This is a genomic window from Brucella pecoris, from assembly GCF_006376675.1.
Lineage (GTDB): Bacteria > Pseudomonadota > Alphaproteobacteria > Rhizobiales > Rhizobiaceae > Brucella > Brucella pecoris.
This window is the reverse complement of the sequence record NZ_VEWK01000007.1, coordinates 16,441-34,539: the sequence shown is the minus strand read 5'-3', so window position 1 is coordinate 34,539 and position 18,099 is coordinate 16,441. Positions and strand designations below refer to the sequence as shown.

Here is an 18,099-nt window from a genome sequence, read left to right as displayed (position 1 = left end):
ATCATGGTGCCGCCGAAAGAGATTGAATTGACAAAAGAAATTACGGGCGGCTTTGCTGCTCTTGGCGTTACCGGCGTTTTGCTCAAGGGCGTCGAAGCCGCTGGCATGACCGAGCCGAAGCCGATCCAGTTGCAGGCTATCCCGCACCAGCTTGAAGGCCGTGATATCCTGGGCATCGCGCAGACTGGCTCTGGCAAGACGGCTGCTTTCAGCTTGCCAATCCTGCAGAAGATCATGGGGCTCGGTGACAAGCGCCGTCCGAAGACCGCGCGCGCACTGATCCTGGCACCGACTCGTGAACTCGCCGTGCAGATTGAACAGACCATCCGCAATGTTTCCAAACAGGCCCATATCTCGACCGCGCTTGTTCTGGGCGGTGTTTCCAAGCTGTCGCAGATCAAGCGTATCGCTCCTGGCATCGACGTTCTGATTGCCACGCCCGGTCGCCTGACCGATCTGATGCGTGACGGTCTGGTCGACCTTTCGCAGACGCGCTGGCTCGTTCTCGACGAGGCGGACCGTATGCTGGACATGGGCTTCATCAACGATGTGAAGCGCATTGCGAAAGCGACTCACGCCGAGCGTCAGACCGCGTTGTTTTCGGCGACAATGCCGAAGGAAATCGCCTCTCTGGCCGGAAGCCTGCTGCGTGATCCGGTGCGCGTCGAAGTTGCTCCGCAGGGAACGACGGCCGCTGAAATCACGCAGGTCGTGCATCCGGTGCCTACCAAGGAGAAACGCCGTCTTCTGTCTGCGCTGCTGGGTGACAAAGTCATGCGTTCGGTCATCGTCTTCACTCGTACGAAGCATGGTGCCGATGCGGTGGTCCGTCATCTGGAACGCGATGGATATGAAGTCGCCGCCATTCACGGCAACAAGTCGCAGAATGCACGTCAGCGCGCGCTGAACGGATTTCGTGACGGATCGCTGCGGATTTTGATCGCAACCGACATTGCTGCGCGCGGTATTGATGTGCCGGGTATCAGCCATGTTGTGAACTATGATTTGCCGGATGAGCCGGAAACCTATGTGCACCGTATCGGCCGCACCGGCCGCAACGGCGCCAGCGGCGCATCGATCACGCTCTACGATCCAGCAGCAGAAGAAGCCAAGCTGCGGGCGGTCGAGCGTGTGACGCGCAGCAAGCTTCCGATCAAGGATGCACCTGTGGAGCTTGCACCAGCACCGGCTCCGCGGGCTGCCGCTCCGGGCGAACGGCCACAGAAGACCCAACATCGGAAAGGTGGAATGCCGCAGAAGCCTCGCCGTGCAGCGCCGAAGTCAGGCGAACATCGTACAGGCGCTCATACAACCGGCGAAGCAGCAGATCCGAAGGCGAAGCGCCCATTCCGGCGCAAGCGTCGCAATGCCAATGGCAACGGCGGGCAGCGCGCCGCTTAAGCTGATCTCAAACATTTTTCCAAAAAGCCGCCCATTTCGGGCGGCTTTTCTATTTGTAGCTATTGTCTGGGTTTTGATTTGCGCAACATGCTGGAAAAATATTCCATGCTTGCTTGAAGGGCAGGGCGCTTCCTCATAACGTCCTCTGCGAAACAGGAAGGACGGACGCCATGTTCCAATCAGTGCTAGACGCAATCGGCAATACGCCATTGATCCATTTGAAGAAGGCTTCCGAACTGACTGGCTGTGCAATTTACGGCAAGGCCGAATTCCTCAATCCCGGCCAGTCGGTGAAGGATCGGGCAGCGCTGTATATTATTCGCGATGCTGAAAAGCGTGGGCTTCTGAAACCCGGTGGTGTCATCGTTGAGGGTACGGCTGGAAATACCGGCATCGGCCTCACGATGGTTGCGAAAGCGCTTGGCTATCGCACTGTTATCGTTATTCCCGAAACGCAGAGCCAGGAAAAGAAGGACGCGTTGGGCCTGCTTGGCGCCGAACTGATCGAAGTTCCGGCAGCACCTTATCGAAATCCGAACAATTATGTGCGCCTGTCCGGACGCTTGGCCGAACAACTCGCCAAAAGTGAGCCGAACGGCGCGATATGGGCCAACCAGTTCGACAATCCGATCAACCGGCAAGCCCATATCGAAACTACGGCACAGGAAATCTGGCGCGATACCAGCGGCAAGGTCGATGGGTTTGCCGCCGCTGTCGGGTCGGGTGGAACGCTTGTCGGTACAGCATTCGGCCTGAAAGATCACAATACGGATATAAAGATAGCACTTGCCGATCCCTATGGAGCCGCACTCCATTCCTTCTATACGACCGGTGAGCTGAAGGCCGAGGGCGACTCGATTACCGAAGGCATCGGGCAGGGACGTATCACTGCCAATCTTGAAGGGTTCACCCCCGATTTCTCCTACCGCCTTTCCGACGCGGAAGCGCTCGATATCGTGTTCGATCTCGTGGAAAATGAAGGACTTTGCCTTGGGGGCTCTTCGGGTATCAATATTGCAGGCGCAATCCGGCTTGCAAAAGATCTCGGGCCGGGCCACACAATTGTGACGGTGCTTTGCGACTATGGTAATCGTTACCAGTCCAAGCTGTTCAATCCTGCTTTCCTGCGCGGCAAGAACTTGCCTGTGCCGGGATGGCTGGAGCAAAAGACCGAGATAGACATACCGTTCGAGGGATAATCATGGCATATGAGACCGAAGCGCTTTTCCGCGAAGATTCCTATCTTTCAACGGCGGAGGGCACGGTACTTGCCATTACCGAAACCGGTGGAATCATTCTCGACCAGACGAATTTCTATGCGACATCAGGTGGCCAGCCGGGCGATATCGGTGTTTTTGAGCGCGCAGATGGTTCCCGCATCGAGATAACGGCAACCGTTACCGGCGAAAACAAGAACGAAATCATTCACGTTTCAGGAGAAGGGCAGGCTCTGCCCGCAATCGGTGAGAAGCTGGTCCTTCATGTTGACTGGCCGCGCCGCTACAAGCTGATGCGCATGCACACGGCCTGCCACCTGCTTTCCGTTGTCTGCCCTTTCCCGATTACCGGCGCAGCGGTCGGCGAGGAGGAAAGTCGCGTTGACTTCGATCTCCCCGATCCCACCTACACCAAGGAATTCGTAACTGAAAAGCTGATGGAACGCGTGAATGCCAATGATGCGGTCGCCATTCGCTGGATCAGCGATGAAGAGTTCCTTGCAAATCCTACTATCGTAAAGTCGAAGAATGTGCGCCCGCCTGTGGGGCTTGGTCGCATACGCCTTGTTCTTATCGGCGAAAATGGTGTGGTGGATTCGCAACCTTGTGGTGGTACGCACGTTTCCGAGACGCAGGAAGTCGGTGAAATCCACATCGGCAAGATCGAAAAGAAGGGCAAGGAAAATCGCCGGTTCCGCATTCGCTTCGGCGGTTTGCCAGAAGCCTAGTTCTATCGTTTTTCGCATGTTCCTGCCTTTGGGGAGGCATGCCGCAGGAGTGACCCATGGTTGAGAAAAGCGCTTTCGTCGTTTCGCGGGATTGGTTGAAAGAACGGCTCGGCAAACCGGGCATCGCAATTGTCGATGCGTCCTGGTATCTTCCCGCCGCTGGACGCAACGGTGAGGGCGAATACAACGCCGTGCATATTCCTGGTGCTGTTTTCTTCGATCAGGACAAGATCGCCGACAAGGAGTCCGGTCTGCCGCACACCCTGCCGTCGCCTGAGCTTTTTGCGCAGCATGTGGGTGCCATGGGCATCACCGCTGACGAGACTGTTGTGGTCTATGACGGACCGGGAATGTTTTCTGCGCCGCGCGTCTGGTGGATGTTCCGCGTCATGGGCGTGAAGGATGTCTATGTGCTCGATGGCGGCTTCGACGGCTGGAAAAACGCTGGTTATCCGGTTACCGATGAAGCCACCAAGATTGCACCGACACTGTTCACGCCATCCTTCAACGAAGCAGCAGTGGTCGATTTTGCGCAGATGCGTGATATCGTGAACGAACGGCGCTTGCAGATTGCCGATGCGCGTGCAGCCGGACGCTTCACCGGACGCGATGCGGAGCCGCGGGCCGGTATGCGCTCGGGCCACATGCCCGGCGCACGTAACGTTCCCGTCGGAACCTTGTCCGAAAACGGTGAGCTGAAGGATCTGGCGAATCTCCGCAAGATTTTTGATGAGGCTGGTGTCGATCTTTCCAAGCCGGTCGTTACGAGCTGCGGCTCCGGCGTAACCGCCGCCGTCATCACGCTGGCTCTGACGTCACTCGGTCATAAAGACAACCGTCTTTATGACGGCTCCTGGAGTGAATGGGGTAGCAGGCAGGACACACCGGTTGTCACCGGTGAAGCCGAATAAGCATGTCTGAAAAGCTGACTGCCCGCATCACACATCTGGAGATGTCCACCCGTCAGGCCGTTGCGATGCCGGTGCCGTCAGGTATCCGCTTGGCAATCATGCGGGCGGGCGATATGCCGGTTCATTATTACCGCTATCTGTACGAACAGATCGGGCGCAAGCATCACTGGATGATGCGGCGGGTTCAGACAGATGCTGAAGTCGCAGCAATAATTCATGCAGACACAACAGAAATCAACATCCTCTACGCGGATGGCTGCCCGGCAGGATTTGTCGAGCTGGACCTGTCGGCTTTGCCGGAAGCTGCGGAAATTGTCTATTTCGGTCTCATCGATGATTTTCAGGGACGGGGAATCGGCAAGTTTTTTTTGAGTGAAGCGATTTCCGCTGCCTGGGCGCATGGACCGCAAAAGGTGACGATCCATACCAATACGCTCGACAGCCCGCGCGCATTGCAGCTCTACCAGAAAATGGGATTCGTGCCGGTTGGATGGTCGGAAGAGATTATCGAGCCCTGGGAATGAGGCTTGGCGCTAGCCCCGCGCGACTTCGCGTGCGACCGCGATCGATACGACAGACGTACTGGCAAGTCGCCCGCTTTCCTCATCGAACACCACGCAATTACGTCCACGCTGCTTGGCCATATAGAGGCATCGATCAGCGCGACTGAGTACCTGTGAGTTCGTCTCGTTCTTTGGCGCCGAGGCGACGCCGATGCTGATGGTCAACGGATAGACCTGATACTCAGTCGTATGAAAAGGCGTGTTTTCCACTTCCGCGCGTATGCGCTGCGCAACACGCATGCCGGTTTCTCCGCTTGCACCTGGCAGAAAAACGCAAAACTCTTCTCCGCCGATGCGGCCGACAAGATCACCTTTTCGGGTCACATTCTGAAGCGCGAAAGCAATCAGTTTCAAAGCGCGGTCGCCGACGCCGTGGCCGAACGTATCGTTGATTGCCTTGAAGTGGTCAGCGTCAACGACGAGCAAAGTGCCGGTCTCGATACGGGACCGGCTGATCTTCATCGCTTCGAACAGCGCCTCGCGGTTGAGGAGGCCTGTCATGTGATCGATCCGCGAACGTGCCTGCAGTTCGACATGCGCTTTTTCGAGCTGGAGATAGGCATCCCTCAGCTTGCTGTGTTGATGAAAAATGTAGGCAAGGGAAGGGAAGGCCGTAGCTGCGGGAATACCCGCGCTAAGGCTAAGCGCAACCACGCCGGGGCTTACGCCAGCAGAATACGCCACTATTGACGTTGCTCCCAGCGAGAACAATACGACAGACAGCGTTATCAATGCTGCTTTTAAAAGAGCAGTCTTCTTCATTCCCTCGCACTCCCAACCCTGAGTGAGGATGATCAACGACCCCGCCTGAACCCTATATGAACGGGCTTTATTTTGCGGGCCTTATAAAAGGAACGCCTGAGAGGGGAAAGATATAACCATGCGCCTTTTGCAATTTTTTGTTTATGAGTGCCATTATTGACACAATCATAGGTAGCATAGTGATTATATATTACGAGGAAATGTAATTAAGCACAACTATGTTTAAAAGAACCGTCTCCATAAGACATAAATCGTAAGTAGCTAATATAAGCCAGGAAATACCGTAAGCGTAGAACTGTAAATAATTCCGGAACGCCACAAAGCTGTGTCGCTCCGGAATTATGGCTGTTGTTGGCTAAAATCAGAAGACCGCCAGATATTTCAGAAGTGAAATTATGCCAATGATGATCACGATAACTTGAGCGATCTGTTTGACCTTGGCGTCCAGAGGCAGCATGTTGATGAGATAAAGCACGAGGAAGATAACAAGGATTGTTATCAGAAGGCTGATGAGGATGGACATGGGCGGTCTGATCCTTCCCGGAACTTGGGGTTGCATTGCTCACACCCGACGACCGTTCCTCCACGTCGTCCGATTGAGCCGTTGTAACCGGAAGAAAGAGCAGGGCTCCTGCTACCGGCACATCGTCTCCAATCCAAAAACGATGTGCCAGTTAACGTTCCAAGGAAAAGAAGGTTCCGCTTTATAAGCAAGAACTTAAACCAAACGAGCACCGAATGGCACCGGATATTCCCGGTATTCAGCTCCGCATGCTGCCCGTCTCGCGACGACGTTGATGCCAGCTAAAGACTTCTTCGATCAGGTGAGGCGTATGCCCCCCACGTGCGCACGCCCGATCGAAGTAATCGTTAAGCTGGTCGCGATAATCGGGGTGTGCACAATTATCAATGATGGCGCGCGCGCGCTCGCGCGGAGCAAGGCCGCGCAAGTCGGCGAGACCTTGTTCGGTTACCAGAATATCCACATCGTGCTCGGTGTGATCGACATGCGTAACCATGGGCACGACGGATGATATCGCGCCGCTTTTGGCTTCGGATTTGGTGACGAAGATCGAGATGAATGCGTTGCGGGCAAAATCGCCGGAACCGCCGATCCCGTTCATCATATGTGTGCCGTCGACATGCGTGGAGTTCACATTGCCATAAATATCGAATTCCAAGGCGGTGTTTATACCGATAATGCCGAGACGGCGGATGACTTCGGGATGGTTGCTGATTTCTTGCGGGCGCAGAATGAGTTTATCGCGGTAACGGTCGATATTGTTGAAGACCCGTTCTCCGCAGGCGGGGCTGAGCGTGATCGATGATCCCGATGCAAAGTCGAGTTTTCCGGCATCGAAGAGGTCGAAGGTGCTGTCCTGCAGCACTTCGCTATACGTGCGAAGATTGTGGAACGGGCTATCGGCAAAACCATTCAACACGGCATTGGCAATGGTTCCGATGCCAGCCTGTAGAGGATTGAGCGTCAGGTCGAGACGCCCGGTTGCCACTTCATGCATCAGAAACTCGATCAGATGGCTCGCGATGGCAATCGTTTCGCCGTCGGCAGGCTCTACGGTCGATGCGCTGTCGTTCTCCTGGGTGATGACAATGCCTGCGATTTTTTCCGGCGGGATCGGAATATAGGGCAGGCCGACGCGGCTGTCGCATGCTGTAACCGGTATGGGGTCGCGGGAAGGGCGCTTCGTTGGAATATAGATATCGTGCAAGCCTTCAAGTGCCATAGGCTGGTTGAGGTTCACTTCAACGATCACCTTGTCGGCCAGAATGGCAAAGCTTGCCGAATTGCCGATGGATGTCGTGGGAATGATCCCGCCGCTTTCGGTAATCGCCAGGGCCTCGACAACTGCATAGTCGATAGGGCCGATCTGGTTCGAGCGCAATTGTTCGACAGTTTCGGAAAGATGCTGGTCGATGAACATCACCTCGCCGCGATTGATTGCGGAACGCAGGGTTCGGTCAACCTGAAATGGCATGCGCCGCGCCAATACGTGTGCTTCGGTGAGAATTTTGTCGACGTCGTGACCGAGCGATGCGCCGGTAATCAGCGTGATCTTGAAGGGGTCTGTTGTGGCACGGGCGGCCATGGCGATTGGCACAGCCTTGGCGTCACCGGCGCGGGTGAATCCGCTCATACCAACAATCATACCGTCTTTGATAAGGCTTGCGGCCTGTTCTGCGGTTATGATTTTATCGCGAAGCGAAGTGTTTCTGATACGTGCTTCCAACATCTTTAAATCTACCTTCTTTCCCATCCGGGCCTTCCCATCGGGCGTTGAGCCGGAGATGGCGCTCGCCGTCTCAAAAGCAAGATGCCGCTGCCGACCATTTGCGAATTACAGCGCCGCCCGGGTAATAGCGCATATGGACCGCCAGTACACGCATGCTTTGGTCTTAGATGCCAAGACAGTTGGCTGTGATGCGGATCGTATTTCCCACGTCATGCGATTCTTCGAAATGATTGAAATCAAAGACGTGGGACGAGTTGCTGCATGTCCGATCAGCATGAAGGGCACAACATGAGCAGCTAAGGTTCAAGGGCCTGCTTGGGTTGCATAAGATAGATTATGGAACTCATTGGTATCAGCCAGACAGGAGAACATTGCGATAGTTGTCAAACTGTCGTCGAGAACCACGCTTCTTGCGCGCGCTATTGGAGTTCGGATTATCATTTACGCCGAGCGATATAGAGATGCCCTGGAACTGGCGATCCTTGTTCGCTACGCACGACAATATCGTCGCAACGTACGCAATCCATTCCGTGGTTGTCGAGCATTGCCCGCACATAGGATTGTGCGTGTGCAAAACGCTGATAGTCGCCGACCATGAATGCACGACCCGCAAGTCTCGCATCATCGAGCGTCTCGCTGGAAAACCCGAAATGGCCGCCCGATGACAGATGCGCAGCAACGCCGGTGAAGAATTTGTCCAGTTCGCCCATATATGGCAGAACATCGGTGGCGACGATCAGATCCCATTGCGGTTCACCGGTGGTTTCGAGAAAACGTACGGCTTCTCCGACAAACAGCGCCTGATAGTCACCTTTCTCGTAAGCGACTTCGATCATGTTCTCAGAAATATCGACGCCGGTTTTATGCCCGGCCATATCATCGAGTGCGTCAGCAGACAGACCGGTGCCGCAGCCCAGATCCAACATGCGTTCTGCGAAAAACTCGTCATTGATCTCGATGAGCATTTCCCGCAGTTGCAGCGGAACGTCATAGCCAAGCTGATCGACAAGGATCGTATCGAACATTTCGGCATGCTGATCGAAAAGCGTCGACACATAGGCATCCGGAGCCTTGAGCGGGACAGCGCCGCGCCCCATGCTTGCGAGCCGCACGGTAGCGCCGCCATGATCCTCGGGATCGATCCGCAAAACATCTTCATAGGCCTTGGCAGCGGCATCGAAATCACCGGCCTTTTCCAGCGCGAGCGCACGGTTATAGGCTTCTGCAAGAGCTTCCTGATCAAAAGCCTGGCTATCATCTTCAGCCATTGATTTCTGCCTTTCCTGTCTTGCACAGATGAACGAGCAAAGACAGCGCAACAACTGCGCAAATCTCGTTAGAACATATTTCGATCTGAGGACCAGAAACCTGCAATCGCGGGAGTAGGACCCCTGCCCGCTCTCCTACGCCGATCCAGGTGTTCTCGCAAGCGCTGCATGAGATGATTATTTCTTCCAATACTTAAATAGATAAAGCTAATATTCTTGTTATAGTTGTGAACAATTGAAGTATTCAATGGAAAATCACCATCGGAATGATAGCGTAATGATGATTTTCTGATCTTTATATTAATATATTATTTGGTCGTAATGAGGCTCAGATGCAGAGTTTAACTTTGAAACCATTCGTCTTTTTGGTGGCTGTTGTGGCTGGTGCTAGCAATGCGCGTGCCGATGCAGACCAGGAACTGGCCAAAAAGCTCGCCAATCCGATCTCCAGCCTTATCAGCGTCCCATTCCAGAGCAATTATGACTGTTGCTTTGGCCCCAAGGACTCCTACCGATACACACTCAACATTCAGCCTGTTATTCCGTTGTCGCTGAACGAGGATTGGAACCTCATTGTCCGCACAATAGTTCCAATCGTTTACCAGCAGGCTCCAGCGGCGGGTTTCGACAACCGTTTCGGACTGAGCGACACTGAACAGAGTTTTTTCTTTTCACCCGCCCAGTCTGTGGACGGCATAACCTGGGGCCTCGGTCCGGTATTCCTGTGGCCAACTGCTACCAATAGTGAGCTTGGCACAGGGAAATGGGGCGCTGGCCCTACCGGTGTCGTCCTTAAACAACATGGCGGCTGGACCTATGGCGCGTTGGCCAACCATATATGGTCCTATGCCGGGCATAGCGACCGTGATGCTGTCAGCCAGAGCTTTATCCAGCCATTTCTCACCTACACGTTTCCCGATACGACAGCACTGAATTTATCATCGGAATCCTCCTATGACTGGACTTCAGAGCAATGGACCGTACCAATCAATGCGGGCATATCGAAGGTCTTCAGGTTTGGAGAACAACGGGTCAGCATTGGTGCGTCCGCGCGATATTACGCCGAAGCACCGTCAGACGGTCCCAAATGGGGAGCCCGATTCGTGACGACATTCCTGTTTCCTGAAAAATAGGGCAATGCGATTCCTGCCCAGCGCCCTACTCCGCAGCAGCGGTGATACGCTCTTCGTGGCTCTTATGATCCGCCAGTTTTCGTGCAATCACAGCACAGGCCATAAGCTGGATCTGGTGAAAGAGCATCAAGGGCAAAACGATACTGCCGACATTCGCGCCGACGAAAATAGCGCTCGCCATTGGCGCACCGCTGGCAAGGCTCTTCTTTGATCCGCAGAACAGGATTGTGATGCGGTCGGGACGGTTGAAACCGAGCCATTTGCTACCATACCAGGTGGCGAGCAGCACGGCGACGAGCAGAATGATGTTTACGCCGACCATCATGCCGAGATCGTTCCACGACACTGTGTGCCACAGACCTTCAACCACCGCTTCACTGAAAGCCAGATAAACGACCATCAGGATCGAGCCTCGGTCAACGAAGCCAAGCGCTTTGCTGTGGCGCCGCATGAACTTGCCGATCAATGGCTGCAGAATCTGCCCAAGCACAAATGGAGCAAGCAATTGCAGCAGGATGGATTCCAGCGCGTCGATCGATATTCCGCCGCCGCCTTTTACTGCGAACAATAGGCCGACCAGCAGCGGAGTGAGGAACATGCCGAAGATATTCGACGCGGAAGCCGATACGATCGCCGCCGAAACGTTGCCGCCTGCAATTGAGGTGAAGGCGATGGATGACTGAACCGTCGAAGGCAGGACACAGAGAAAGAGGATACCAGTGTAGAAGGCTGACTGCGACAAACCAGGAACCGTCCAGCCTGCCATCAGGCCAAGAATCGGGAAAAGGATGAATGTCGAAGACAATACTGCCAGATGCAGTCTCCAGTGCGTTATGCCCGCAACCACGGCCTCGCGCGAGAGCCGGGCACCATGCAGGAAGAACAACAGCCCGACGGCGAATTTTGTAGCGAGCGCAAACCAGTCTGCAAAGTCACCGCGCACGGGAAGCACGGACGCAACAAGAATGGTCACGATCAGCATGCTGGTGAATTTGTCAGGCAGGAAACGCATCATATCGTCCAATCTGGTGGGCATCGCGAAGGGCGGTACTCACTTCAGGTATAAGGCAGCCAAGCTTGTATTCGTTCATAAACCTCTCGGGAGGAGTTTCAATCCTCCCGGTGTCGGGAAATGGCTCAAAGTTTCGAGATACAGTTTGGAACTGTCGGCCATTTTGGCCATATCTGGTCATTCATAGCCGTTGGGATTCTTCGATTGCCAGTGCCATATATCCTGGCACATCTCGCGCAGATTCTTCTCCGCCGACCAGCCGAGGAAATTCTGGGCAAAACTAGGATCGGCATAGCACTCCGCCACGTCGCCCGGACGGCGTGGCGCAATCTCGTATTTGATCTCGCGGTTCGAAACATGCTCGAATGCCTTGACCACATCGAGAACGCTATAGCCCTGCCCCGTGCCAAGATTGACCGAGAAGCATTGCGGCTCATCAAGTTTCTTGAGTGCCTTCAGATGGCCCGCAGCCAGATCCACCACATGGATATAGTCGCGAATCCCGGTGCCATCGGGCGTCGGATAGTCGTTGCCCCAGACATTCAGTTTTTCGCGACGGCCAGTGGCGACCTGAGCGATGATGGGCATTAGATTGTTCGGAATACCCTTTGGATCTTCGCCGATAAGGCCGCTCTCATGTGCGCCAACCGGATTGAAATAACGCAGGATAGCGATCTTCCAGCTATTGTCGCCATTGTAGAGATCGCGAAGCATGTCTTCGATGACCAGTTTGGTGCGACCATAGGGGTTCGTTGCCGACAGTGGCTGGTCCTCGGTGATCGGCAATTTCTGCGGATCGCCGTAAACCGTGGCCGAGGAGCTGAAAACCAGTGTCTTGACGCCGGTTGCTTCCATGGCTTGCAACAGCCGCAGCGTGCCCACTACATTGCAATCATAATAGAGCATCGGCTTTTCGCTCGATTCTCCAACGGCCTTCAGACCCGCAAAGTGAATGACGGCAGTGCATTTGTGATGCCTGATCACTTGCTCAAGAAAAGCGCGATCACGGATATCACCGGATTCGCGGCGCGGCGCGCGCCCTGTAATCTGTTCGATGCGATGCAGGGCTTCCGGGTGGCTGTTGTCAAAATTGTCGACCACAACAACGTCGTGGCCTGCCTCGATGAGCTGAACACAGGTGTGCGAGCCAATATAGCCAGCGCCGCCAGTCACAAGAATTGTCATCGTTTATGTATCCGCTTGTTGAACATACCGCCCCGATGTGCGATCCCCGGCTGACTATGCAAAATCAGTAACAGACTTCAAGCCATCCGGCGCGATTCTCTCGAATTGACAGCCACGGATTAGCCAAGTTTGATGGAGCGAAGATGAAACCGTCCCGCAATATCGATTGCTTGCTGGAAATCATGGCAGCGCTCCGCGATCCTGAAGCCGGCTGTCCATGGGATGTGGAACAAAACTTCCAATCCATCATGCCCTACACGCTTGAGGAAACATATGAAGTGCTCGACGCAATCGAGCGTAACGATATGGACGATCTGCGCGAAGAGCTTGGCGATCTTTTGTTGCAGGTGGTGTTTCATGCGCGCATGGCTGAAGAACAAGGCAGCTTTGCATTCGGTGATGTTGTCGAAGCCATCACGCACAAGATGATACGACGCCATCCGCATGTCTTCGGCGATGTTGAAGCAAGAAGCGCTGGCATGGCCAAAGGCTCGTGGAACCGCATCAAGGCCGAAGAGAAGGCCGAGCGAGCTGAACGGCGTGCAAAGCTCGGGCTTGACGCGACTGACAAGAACGGGTTTCTGGATGATATTCCGCAAGCCTTCCCTGCCCTGCTTCGAGCTCTGAAACTCCAGCAGAAAGCTGCGAAAGTCGGCTTTGACTGGTCTGAGGCTGCACCGATCCTCGACAAGATTGCGGAGGAAACTGCAGAGCTGAAAGAAGCAATGGCCGCGCAGGAACCAGCGGATATAGAAGAGGAATACGGCGACTTGCTGTTTGCCATGGTCAATCTGGGTCGCCATCTCGAAATCGATGCGGAAACCGCACTCGTCGCCGCCAATGAGAAGTTCAAGCGGCGTTTTCATTTCATAGAAAAGACGCTCGGTGAAACCGGAAGCGACCTGGACGCCGCGACCCTCGATGAGATGGAAGCAATCTGGGGCCAAGCCAAGAAAAAAGGGCTGTAGTTAGAACGGTTCCTGCTTTGATAGAATAGTCAGAACCGCTCGACCTATTTGTTTTCTACGCATTTCCAGCAAATCCGTTTCACCCTTTTGCTGGAAATGCTTTATCAGCCTTTATTTCTCATCTTCCCATTTCGGCCGGAACATCTGGTAGACGCTTTCCGTTGTGCCAAAATCCATATAACCAAGCCGGCTGACAGGCCTGGCTTTCGAGATGTCGACAAGACCGTCGGTCAGCACCTGCTCGTCGATATGAACACCGACGACCTCGCCGATCACCATATAATTGTCGGTCAGTCTACTCTCTTTGTCCCGCAGCCGCTTGACTTCTACCGCAACACATTCAAGAGCGGCATAGGCCTCCTTGACCCGCGGAGCCGCAATGAGCCTGCTCGGTGCTTTAGTAAGCCCGGCATATTCGAACTCGCTGATCCCACGAGGCGCGTTGACAGATGATGCATTCATCTGCGATTTCAAATGATCACTCACAAGATTTGCAGTGAACTCGCCGGTTTCTTCGATGAATGAAACGCTGTCCTTTTCACCGCTTGATGAAAACATGACCATGGGCGGTGTGTCGCAGATCGCGTTGAAGAAGGAATAAGGCGCGAGATTGAGTGCGCCATCCTTCGATCGAGTTCCGATCCAGCCAATGGGCCGTGGCGCGACGATTGCCTTGAACGGATTATGGGGCAGCGGGTGCCCTTCCCTCGGTTCGTAAAACATATGTTTTTCCGTTAATTAGCAAACGTTGTTGCAGTCATCCCTAAGCTTGCACCCAAGGCCCCGAATATTCCGTCACGATATTATCCATATTGGCTCTCGGGCGTTCTGGCATCTTGTTTTCCGCCGTTCCGATATGGACAAACCCGGCTACGCGTTCATTGGGGGCCAGCCCCAGAAAGGCACGGGCGGTCGCATCGTCGGAGTACCAGTTGGTAATCCAGTTGCTGGCATATCCAAGCGCGTTGGCAGCCGTGCAAAGGTTCATCGCTACGGCTCCGGCGGAAAGAAATTGCTCCCATTCCGGGATGCGTTCGTGCGCGACTGGTGATGACACAACGCCGATGACCAGCGGTGCGCGCGAAAAGCGTGTCAGCTCTTTTTCCTTGCGCCCTTCAGGCATAGGGCCTTCGATTTCTTCGGCACGCTGGGCCAGATACTCGCCCACCTTGAGGCGCGCAGCGCCGCGATACAGGATGAAGCGCCAGGGCGTCAGGCGTCCGTGATCGGGCACGCGGGCCGCAACTTTCAAAAGCGAAGCAAGCTCTTCGCCTTCTGGTGCAGGCTCCGAAATGGCCGAAATCGGGGTGGAACTGCGCTGTGCCAGAAAATCGAAGACCGGATGGGACACGGGAAACCTCGTCGCTAAATACTGCGTATATTGCTCCACTTATTCGGGAGCCGCCTCTTCTCGCCCGTTGCACCTGAACTGTAAAGTCAAAAATCCGGATTGGATTAATTGAAGGAAGTTGGAAAAATGCAGGTGCAGAAGCGATTTGGCCTTGAATTCGCCACCCGCATAGGCTCAAAAATATAGTATGTCGGATCGCTTGAACCTGTTTTACCCAAAGAGAAAAATTGCCTTGAAAGGCGGATCGCTTTTTACGGCGATTGCGCTTTCCATCAGTGCGATGCCATCGGTAGCTCAGGGGCTTGATCCGCAGACGAACATTCCGCTGCTGCAAAGCACCACGACAGGCTTGCCGGACTTGCCGCAGCCGACGCTTGATCTCCCTACGCTGAACACTTACGCCTCCCCCTCCAGCCCAGAGAACAACCCGCTCGTTCAGACACGTGAACTTGATCTCAAGGCGCGACTGAATGAAAACGGCCGCGATATCCCTGGAGGGCTTGTTTGGCGTGTATTCTCGCCTGATGTCGGGCCTGACGGTCAGTTGCCACTCATCGCCAGCGCACAGGGTGGTAGTGCTATTTTCAACCTGCCCGAGGGTAGCTATCTGGTGCATGTCGCCTACGGGCGTGCGGGCGCTACCAAGCGGATCACCGTCGGCAATGCGACCCGTCATGAAATAATGATGCTCGATGCAGGTGGAATGAAGCTCAGTGCGATTCTGCCCGATGGCGGCAAGATCAATGACGATCTCCTGCGGTTTTCTATCTATGCCGACGAAGACAATAATGATCGTTCGCTGATCGTGCCCGACGTCAAGCCGAACACGGTCATTCGCCTCAATAGCGGCACCTATCATGTTGTTTCCAACTACGGTTCAGCCAACGCCATCATTCGTGCCGATATTCGCGTGGAAGCCGGAAAGCTGACCGAGGCGACCGTCCAGCACCGCGCCGCAGAAGTGACATTGAAACTTGTGCGTGAGCGTGGCGGCGAAGCGCTTGCCGATACATCGTGGTCTATCCTCAACGCTTCCGGCGACGTGGTGCGTGAAAGTGCTGGCGCTTATTCGTCGATGGTCCTTATCGAAGGCGATTATGTCGCCGTCGCCAAGAACAAGGACCGCATCTACCAGCGGGATTTCAAGGTTTCTTCCGGCAAGAATGAAGAAGTCGAAGTCGTCGCCAATGGCGAATCCGAATCTGTCCAAGACAGCATGGATTGAACTTAAGCTGTCTGCAAAAGCAAAAGGCCGCGCAATGCGCGGCCTAACTGTTTGTTTTGACGCGCATCTTATCCGAAAACCGTTTCACACTTTTCGGGATGCGCTCCAATATCAGCCACCATTCTTGAGCCGGAGCAGATCGGGCGGGGTCGCCTCGTCCACCAGCCGCGCGATGGCTTCATCGAGCGTCATGGATTCCTGATCCCGCGAACCGAGACGGCGCATATTGACCGTATTTTCTTCGGCTTCGCGCTTTCCGCAGACGAGGATCACCGGAACTTTCTGCAACGAATGTTCACGGACCTTGTAGTTGATCTTCTCGTTGCGCAGATCGGTTGTGACCTGCAACCCGGCCGCTTTCAACTTGGCTGCCGCCTGTGCCGCATATTCGTCGGCGTCCGAAGTGATCGTGGCAACGACAACCTGCACCGGAGCAAACCACAACGGCATGTGACCGGCGAAGTTCTCGATCAGGATACCGAGGAAACGTTCCATCGAGCCGCAGATCGCGCGGTGGATCATCACCGGCTGGCGCTTTTCCGAATCCTTGTCGATATAGAAGGCGCCAAAGCGTTCCGGCAGATTGAAGTCCACCTGCGTGGTACCGCACTGCCATTCACGGCCGATGGCATCCTTCAGCGTATATTCGAACTTCGGACCGTAGAATGCGCCCTCACCCGGCAAAATACCGGTCTTGATGTTGTTCGACTGCTGCTGGATCTTTTCCAGAACCGACATCATCACGCTCTCGGCACGATCCCAAAGATCATCCGAACCGACGCGCTTGTCAGGACGGGTCGACAGCTTGATGGTGATCTCTTCAAAACCGAAATCCTTATAGACCGACAGGATCAGGTCATTGATGCGCAGGCATTCGGCAGCCATCTGCTCTTCCGTGCAAAAGATGTGCGCGTCGTCCTGCGTAAAGCCGCGTACGCGCATCAGTCCGTGCAATGCGCCGGAAGGCTCATAGCGGTGCACATTGCCGAATTCAGCAAGCTTGATCGGCAGGTCACGATAGGACTTGAGGCCATGTTTGAAGATCATCACATGGCCGGGGCAGTTCATCGGCTTCAGCGCAAACACGCGATCATCGTCGGTTTCGTCACCAGCGACAGTCACCTTGAACATGTTGTCGCGATACCAGCCCCAGTGGCCCGAGGTTTCCCAGAGCGACTTGTCGAGCACCTGTGGCGCGTTGACTTCCTGATAGCCATGGCTGTCGAGGCGGCGACGCATATAGCTCACCAGATTCTGGAACATTCTCCAGCCCTTGGCGTGCCAGAACACGACGCCCGGTCCTTCTTCCTGGAAATGGAAGAGGTCCATTTCACGGCCGAGACGACGGTGATCGCGCTTTTCAGCCTCTTCAAGCATATGGAGATAGGCCTGAAGATCGTTGTCGTTGGCAAAGGCAGTGCCGTAAATGCGGGTCAGCATAGGATTGTTTGAATCACCGCGCCAATAGGCTCCGGCAACCTTCATCAGCTTGAAGGAATTGCCAATCTGACCGGTCGATGCCATGTGCGGGCCGCGGCAGAGATCGAACCATTCACCCTGAGAGTAAATCTTGAGGTCCTGCCCGGCTGGAATGGCGTCTACCAGCTCGACCTTGTAGGCTTCGCCCTTGTCGGCAAATACCTGCTTGGCCTTTTCGCGTGACCAGATTTCCTTGGTGAAAGGCTTGTTGCGCTGGATAATCTCGCGCATCTTCTTTTCGATCACAGGGAGATCGTCCGGGGTGAACGGTTCATTGCGCGCAAAGTCGTAGTAGAAGCCGTTTTCGATGACAGGACCGATGGTAACCTGCGTCCCTGGAAAAAGCTCCTGCACGGCTTCTGCCAGAACGTGCGCCGTATCGTGGCGGATGAGTTCGAGCGCGCGCGGGTCTTCGCGGGTCAGAATCTCAATCTTGCCGGAAGCGCCGAGAGGATCGGAGAGATCGCGCACGGTGCCATCGACGGCATAGGCAACAGCTTTTTTGGCAAGAGATTTGGAAATCGATTCCGCGAGGCCCGCGCCGGTCATCGACGCATCGTATTCACGCACAGAGCCATCGGGAAATTGCATGGAAACGGTATTCGACATTCTATTCATCCTTATCCAGTCCCGCCAACGATTGC

The 18,099-nt window shown here is 54.7% G+C and carries 17 protein-coding genes; 8 read left to right on the top strand and 9 right to left on the bottom strand.

Going from position 1 to position 18,099, the window contains the following annotated elements:
* Positions 1-3 precede the first annotated feature (3 nt).
* The 5 genes from FIB18_RS13875 (at position 4) to FIB18_RS13855 (ending at position 4,781) form a co-directional block, all read left to right on the top strand.
* The gene (locus FIB18_RS13875; RefSeq protein ID WP_174977432.1) at positions 4-1,401 is read left to right on the top strand and encodes a DEAD/DEAH box helicase; all 1,398 of its coding nucleotides are present in this window, start codon (positions 4-6) and stop codon (positions 1,399-1,401) included.
* A gap of 170 nt (positions 1,402-1,571) precedes the next feature.
* A complete protein-coding gene (locus FIB18_RS13870) occupies positions 1,572-2,600 on the top strand; it encodes a cysteine synthase A (RefSeq protein WP_140021280.1) in 1,029 nt (342 codons plus the stop codon).
* 2 nt (positions 2,601-2,602) lie between these two features.
* Positions 2,603-3,346, top strand: a complete 744-nt coding sequence (locus FIB18_RS13865; RefSeq protein WP_140021279.1) for an alanyl-tRNA editing protein — start codon at positions 2,603-2,605, stop codon at positions 3,344-3,346.
* A 56-nt stretch (positions 3,347-3,402) separates the two neighbouring features.
* On the top strand, positions 3,403-4,257 hold the full coding sequence (gene sseA / locus FIB18_RS13860; RefSeq protein WP_140021278.1) for a 3-mercaptopyruvate sulfurtransferase: 855 nt from the start codon (positions 3,403-3,405) through the stop codon (positions 4,255-4,257).
* A gap of 2 nt (positions 4,258-4,259) precedes the next feature.
* Complete coding sequence (locus tag FIB18_RS13855) at positions 4,260-4,781, top strand: GNAT family N-acetyltransferase (RefSeq protein WP_140021277.1); 522 nt, start codon at positions 4,260-4,262, stop codon at positions 4,779-4,781.
* A 9-nt stretch (positions 4,782-4,790) separates the two neighbouring features.
* Here the strand turns inward: FIB18_RS13855 and FIB18_RS13850 are convergent, their stop codons facing one another.
* From FIB18_RS13850 to FIB18_RS13835, 4 genes are all read right to left on the bottom strand, one after another.
* Positions 4,791-5,582 (bottom strand): GGDEF domain-containing protein, encoded by a 792-nt coding sequence (locus tag FIB18_RS13850; RefSeq protein WP_140021276.1) that lies wholly within the window; start codon positions 5,580-5,582, stop codon positions 4,791-4,793.
* A gap of 361 nt (positions 5,583-5,943) precedes the next feature.
* Complete coding sequence (locus tag FIB18_RS13845) at positions 5,944-6,105, bottom strand: Thivi_2564 family membrane protein (RefSeq protein WP_010660091.1); 162 nt, start codon at positions 6,103-6,105, stop codon at positions 5,944-5,946.
* 238 nt (positions 6,106-6,343) lie between these two features.
* Positions 6,344-7,834: an acetyl-CoA hydrolase/transferase family protein gene (locus FIB18_RS13840; RefSeq protein WP_140021457.1), complete on the bottom strand. Its 1,491-nt coding sequence runs from the start codon at positions 7,832-7,834 to the stop codon at positions 6,344-6,346.
* Between the two features lie 437 nt (positions 7,835-8,271).
* Complete coding sequence (locus FIB18_RS13835) at positions 8,272-9,102, bottom strand: class I SAM-dependent DNA methyltransferase (protein ID WP_140021275.1); 831 nt, start codon at positions 9,100-9,102, stop codon at positions 8,272-8,274.
* 332 nt (positions 9,103-9,434) lie between these two features.
* On the opposite strand from FIB18_RS13835, the gene FIB18_RS13830 reads away from it, so the two are divergent.
* The gene (locus FIB18_RS13830; protein ID WP_140021274.1) at positions 9,435-10,235 is read left to right on the top strand and encodes a hypothetical protein; all 801 of its coding nucleotides are present in this window, start codon (positions 9,435-9,437) and stop codon (positions 10,233-10,235) included.
* A 25-nt stretch (positions 10,236-10,260) separates the two neighbouring features.
* On the opposite strand, the gene FIB18_RS13825 is transcribed toward FIB18_RS13830, so the two are convergent.
* Both FIB18_RS13825 and galE read right to left on the bottom strand, forming a co-directional pair.
* Positions 10,261-11,247 (bottom strand): bile acid:sodium symporter family protein, encoded by a 987-nt coding sequence (locus FIB18_RS13825; protein ID WP_140021456.1) that lies wholly within the window; start codon positions 11,245-11,247, stop codon positions 10,261-10,263.
* Positions 11,248-11,424: 177 nt separating this feature from the next.
* On the bottom strand, positions 11,425-12,432 hold the full coding sequence (gene galE, locus FIB18_RS13820; protein WP_140021273.1) for a UDP-glucose 4-epimerase GalE: 1,008 nt from the start codon (positions 12,430-12,432) through the stop codon (positions 11,425-11,427).
* 143 nt (positions 12,433-12,575) lie between these two features.
* Here galE and mazG point away from each other — a divergent pair, with 143 nt between their 5' ends.
* Positions 12,576-13,400, top strand: a complete 825-nt coding sequence (mazG, locus tag FIB18_RS13815) for a nucleoside triphosphate pyrophosphohydrolase (protein ID WP_140021272.1) — start codon at positions 12,576-12,578, stop codon at positions 13,398-13,400.
* Positions 13,401-13,511: 111 nt separating this feature from the next.
* Here mazG and FIB18_RS13810 read toward each other — a convergent pair whose 3' ends face one another.
* Both FIB18_RS13810 and FIB18_RS13805 read right to left on the bottom strand, forming a co-directional pair.
* Complete coding sequence (locus FIB18_RS13810; protein WP_140021271.1) at positions 13,512-14,123, bottom strand: flavin reductase family protein; 612 nt, start codon at positions 14,121-14,123, stop codon at positions 13,512-13,514.
* 40 nt (positions 14,124-14,163) lie between these two features.
* Positions 14,164-14,751: a nitroreductase family protein gene (locus FIB18_RS13805; protein ID WP_140021270.1), complete on the bottom strand. Its 588-nt coding sequence runs from the start codon at positions 14,749-14,751 to the stop codon at positions 14,164-14,166.
* A 280-nt stretch (positions 14,752-15,031) separates the two neighbouring features.
* Here FIB18_RS13805 and FIB18_RS13800 point away from each other — a divergent pair, with 280 nt between their 5' ends.
* A complete protein-coding gene (locus FIB18_RS13800; RefSeq protein WP_407921860.1) occupies positions 15,032-15,976 on the top strand; it encodes a hypothetical protein in 945 nt (314 codons plus the stop codon).
* 111 nt (positions 15,977-16,087) lie between these two features.
* Here the strand turns inward: FIB18_RS13800 and thrS are convergent, their stop codons facing one another.
* Complete coding sequence (thrS, locus tag FIB18_RS13795) at positions 16,088-18,064, bottom strand: threonine--tRNA ligase (RefSeq protein ID WP_140021268.1); 1,977 nt, start codon at positions 18,062-18,064, stop codon at positions 16,088-16,090.
* Positions 18,065-18,099 lie beyond the last annotated feature (35 nt).

What these genes read in the sequence shown, in the direction of transcription:
- FIB18_RS13810 (WP_140021271.1), bottom strand. Translation starts at nt 14,123, where the DNA reads ATGTTTTACGAACCGAGGGAAGGGCACCCGCTGCCCCATAATCCGTTC.
- FIB18_RS13830 (WP_140021274.1), top strand. Translation starts at nt 9,435, where the DNA reads ATGCAGAGTTTAACTTTGAAACCATTCGTCTTTTTGGTGGCTGTTGTG.
- FIB18_RS13865 (WP_140021279.1), top strand. Translation starts at nt 2,603, where the DNA reads ATGGCATATGAGACCGAAGCGCTTTTCCGCGAAGATTCCTATCTTTCA.
- FIB18_RS13845 (WP_010660091.1), bottom strand. Translation starts at nt 6,105, where the DNA reads ATGTCCATCCTCATCAGCCTTCTGATAACAATCCTTGTTATCTTCCTC.
- FIB18_RS13840 (WP_140021457.1), bottom strand. Translation starts at nt 7,834, where the DNA reads ATGTTGGAAGCACGTATCAGAAACACTTCGCTTCGCGATAAAATCATA.
- mazG (WP_140021272.1), top strand. Translation starts at nt 12,576, where the DNA reads ATGAAACCGTCCCGCAATATCGATTGCTTGCTGGAAATCATGGCAGCG.
- galE (WP_140021273.1), bottom strand. Translation starts at nt 12,432, where the DNA reads ATGACAATTCTTGTGACTGGCGGCGCTGGCTATATTGGCTCGCACACC.
- FIB18_RS13835 (WP_140021275.1), bottom strand. Translation starts at nt 9,102, where the DNA reads ATGGCTGAAGATGATAGCCAGGCTTTTGATCAGGAAGCTCTTGCAGAA.
- FIB18_RS13825 (WP_140021456.1), bottom strand. Translation starts at nt 11,247, where the DNA reads ATGCGTTTCCTGCCTGACAAATTCACCAGCATGCTGATCGTGACCATT.
- FIB18_RS13850 (WP_140021276.1), bottom strand. Translation starts at nt 5,582, where the DNA reads ATGAAGAAGACTGCTCTTTTAAAAGCAGCATTGATAACGCTGTCTGTC.
- FIB18_RS13855 (WP_140021277.1), top strand. Translation starts at nt 4,260, where the DNA reads ATGTCTGAAAAGCTGACTGCCCGCATCACACATCTGGAGATGTCCACC.
- thrS (WP_140021268.1), bottom strand. Translation starts at nt 18,064, where the DNA reads ATGTCGAATACCGTTTCCATGCAATTTCCCGATGGCTCTGTGCGTGAA.
- FIB18_RS13870 (WP_140021280.1), top strand. Translation starts at nt 1,572, where the DNA reads ATGTTCCAATCAGTGCTAGACGCAATCGGCAATACGCCATTGATCCAT.
- FIB18_RS13800 (WP_407921860.1), top strand. Translation starts at nt 15,032, where the DNA reads ATGCCATCGGTAGCTCAGGGGCTTGATCCGCAGACGAACATTCCGCTG.
- FIB18_RS13875 (WP_174977432.1), top strand. Translation starts at nt 4, where the DNA reads ATGGTGCCGCCGAAAGAGATTGAATTGACAAAAGAAATTACGGGCGGC.
- sseA (WP_140021278.1), top strand. Translation starts at nt 3,403, where the DNA reads ATGGTTGAGAAAAGCGCTTTCGTCGTTTCGCGGGATTGGTTGAAAGAA.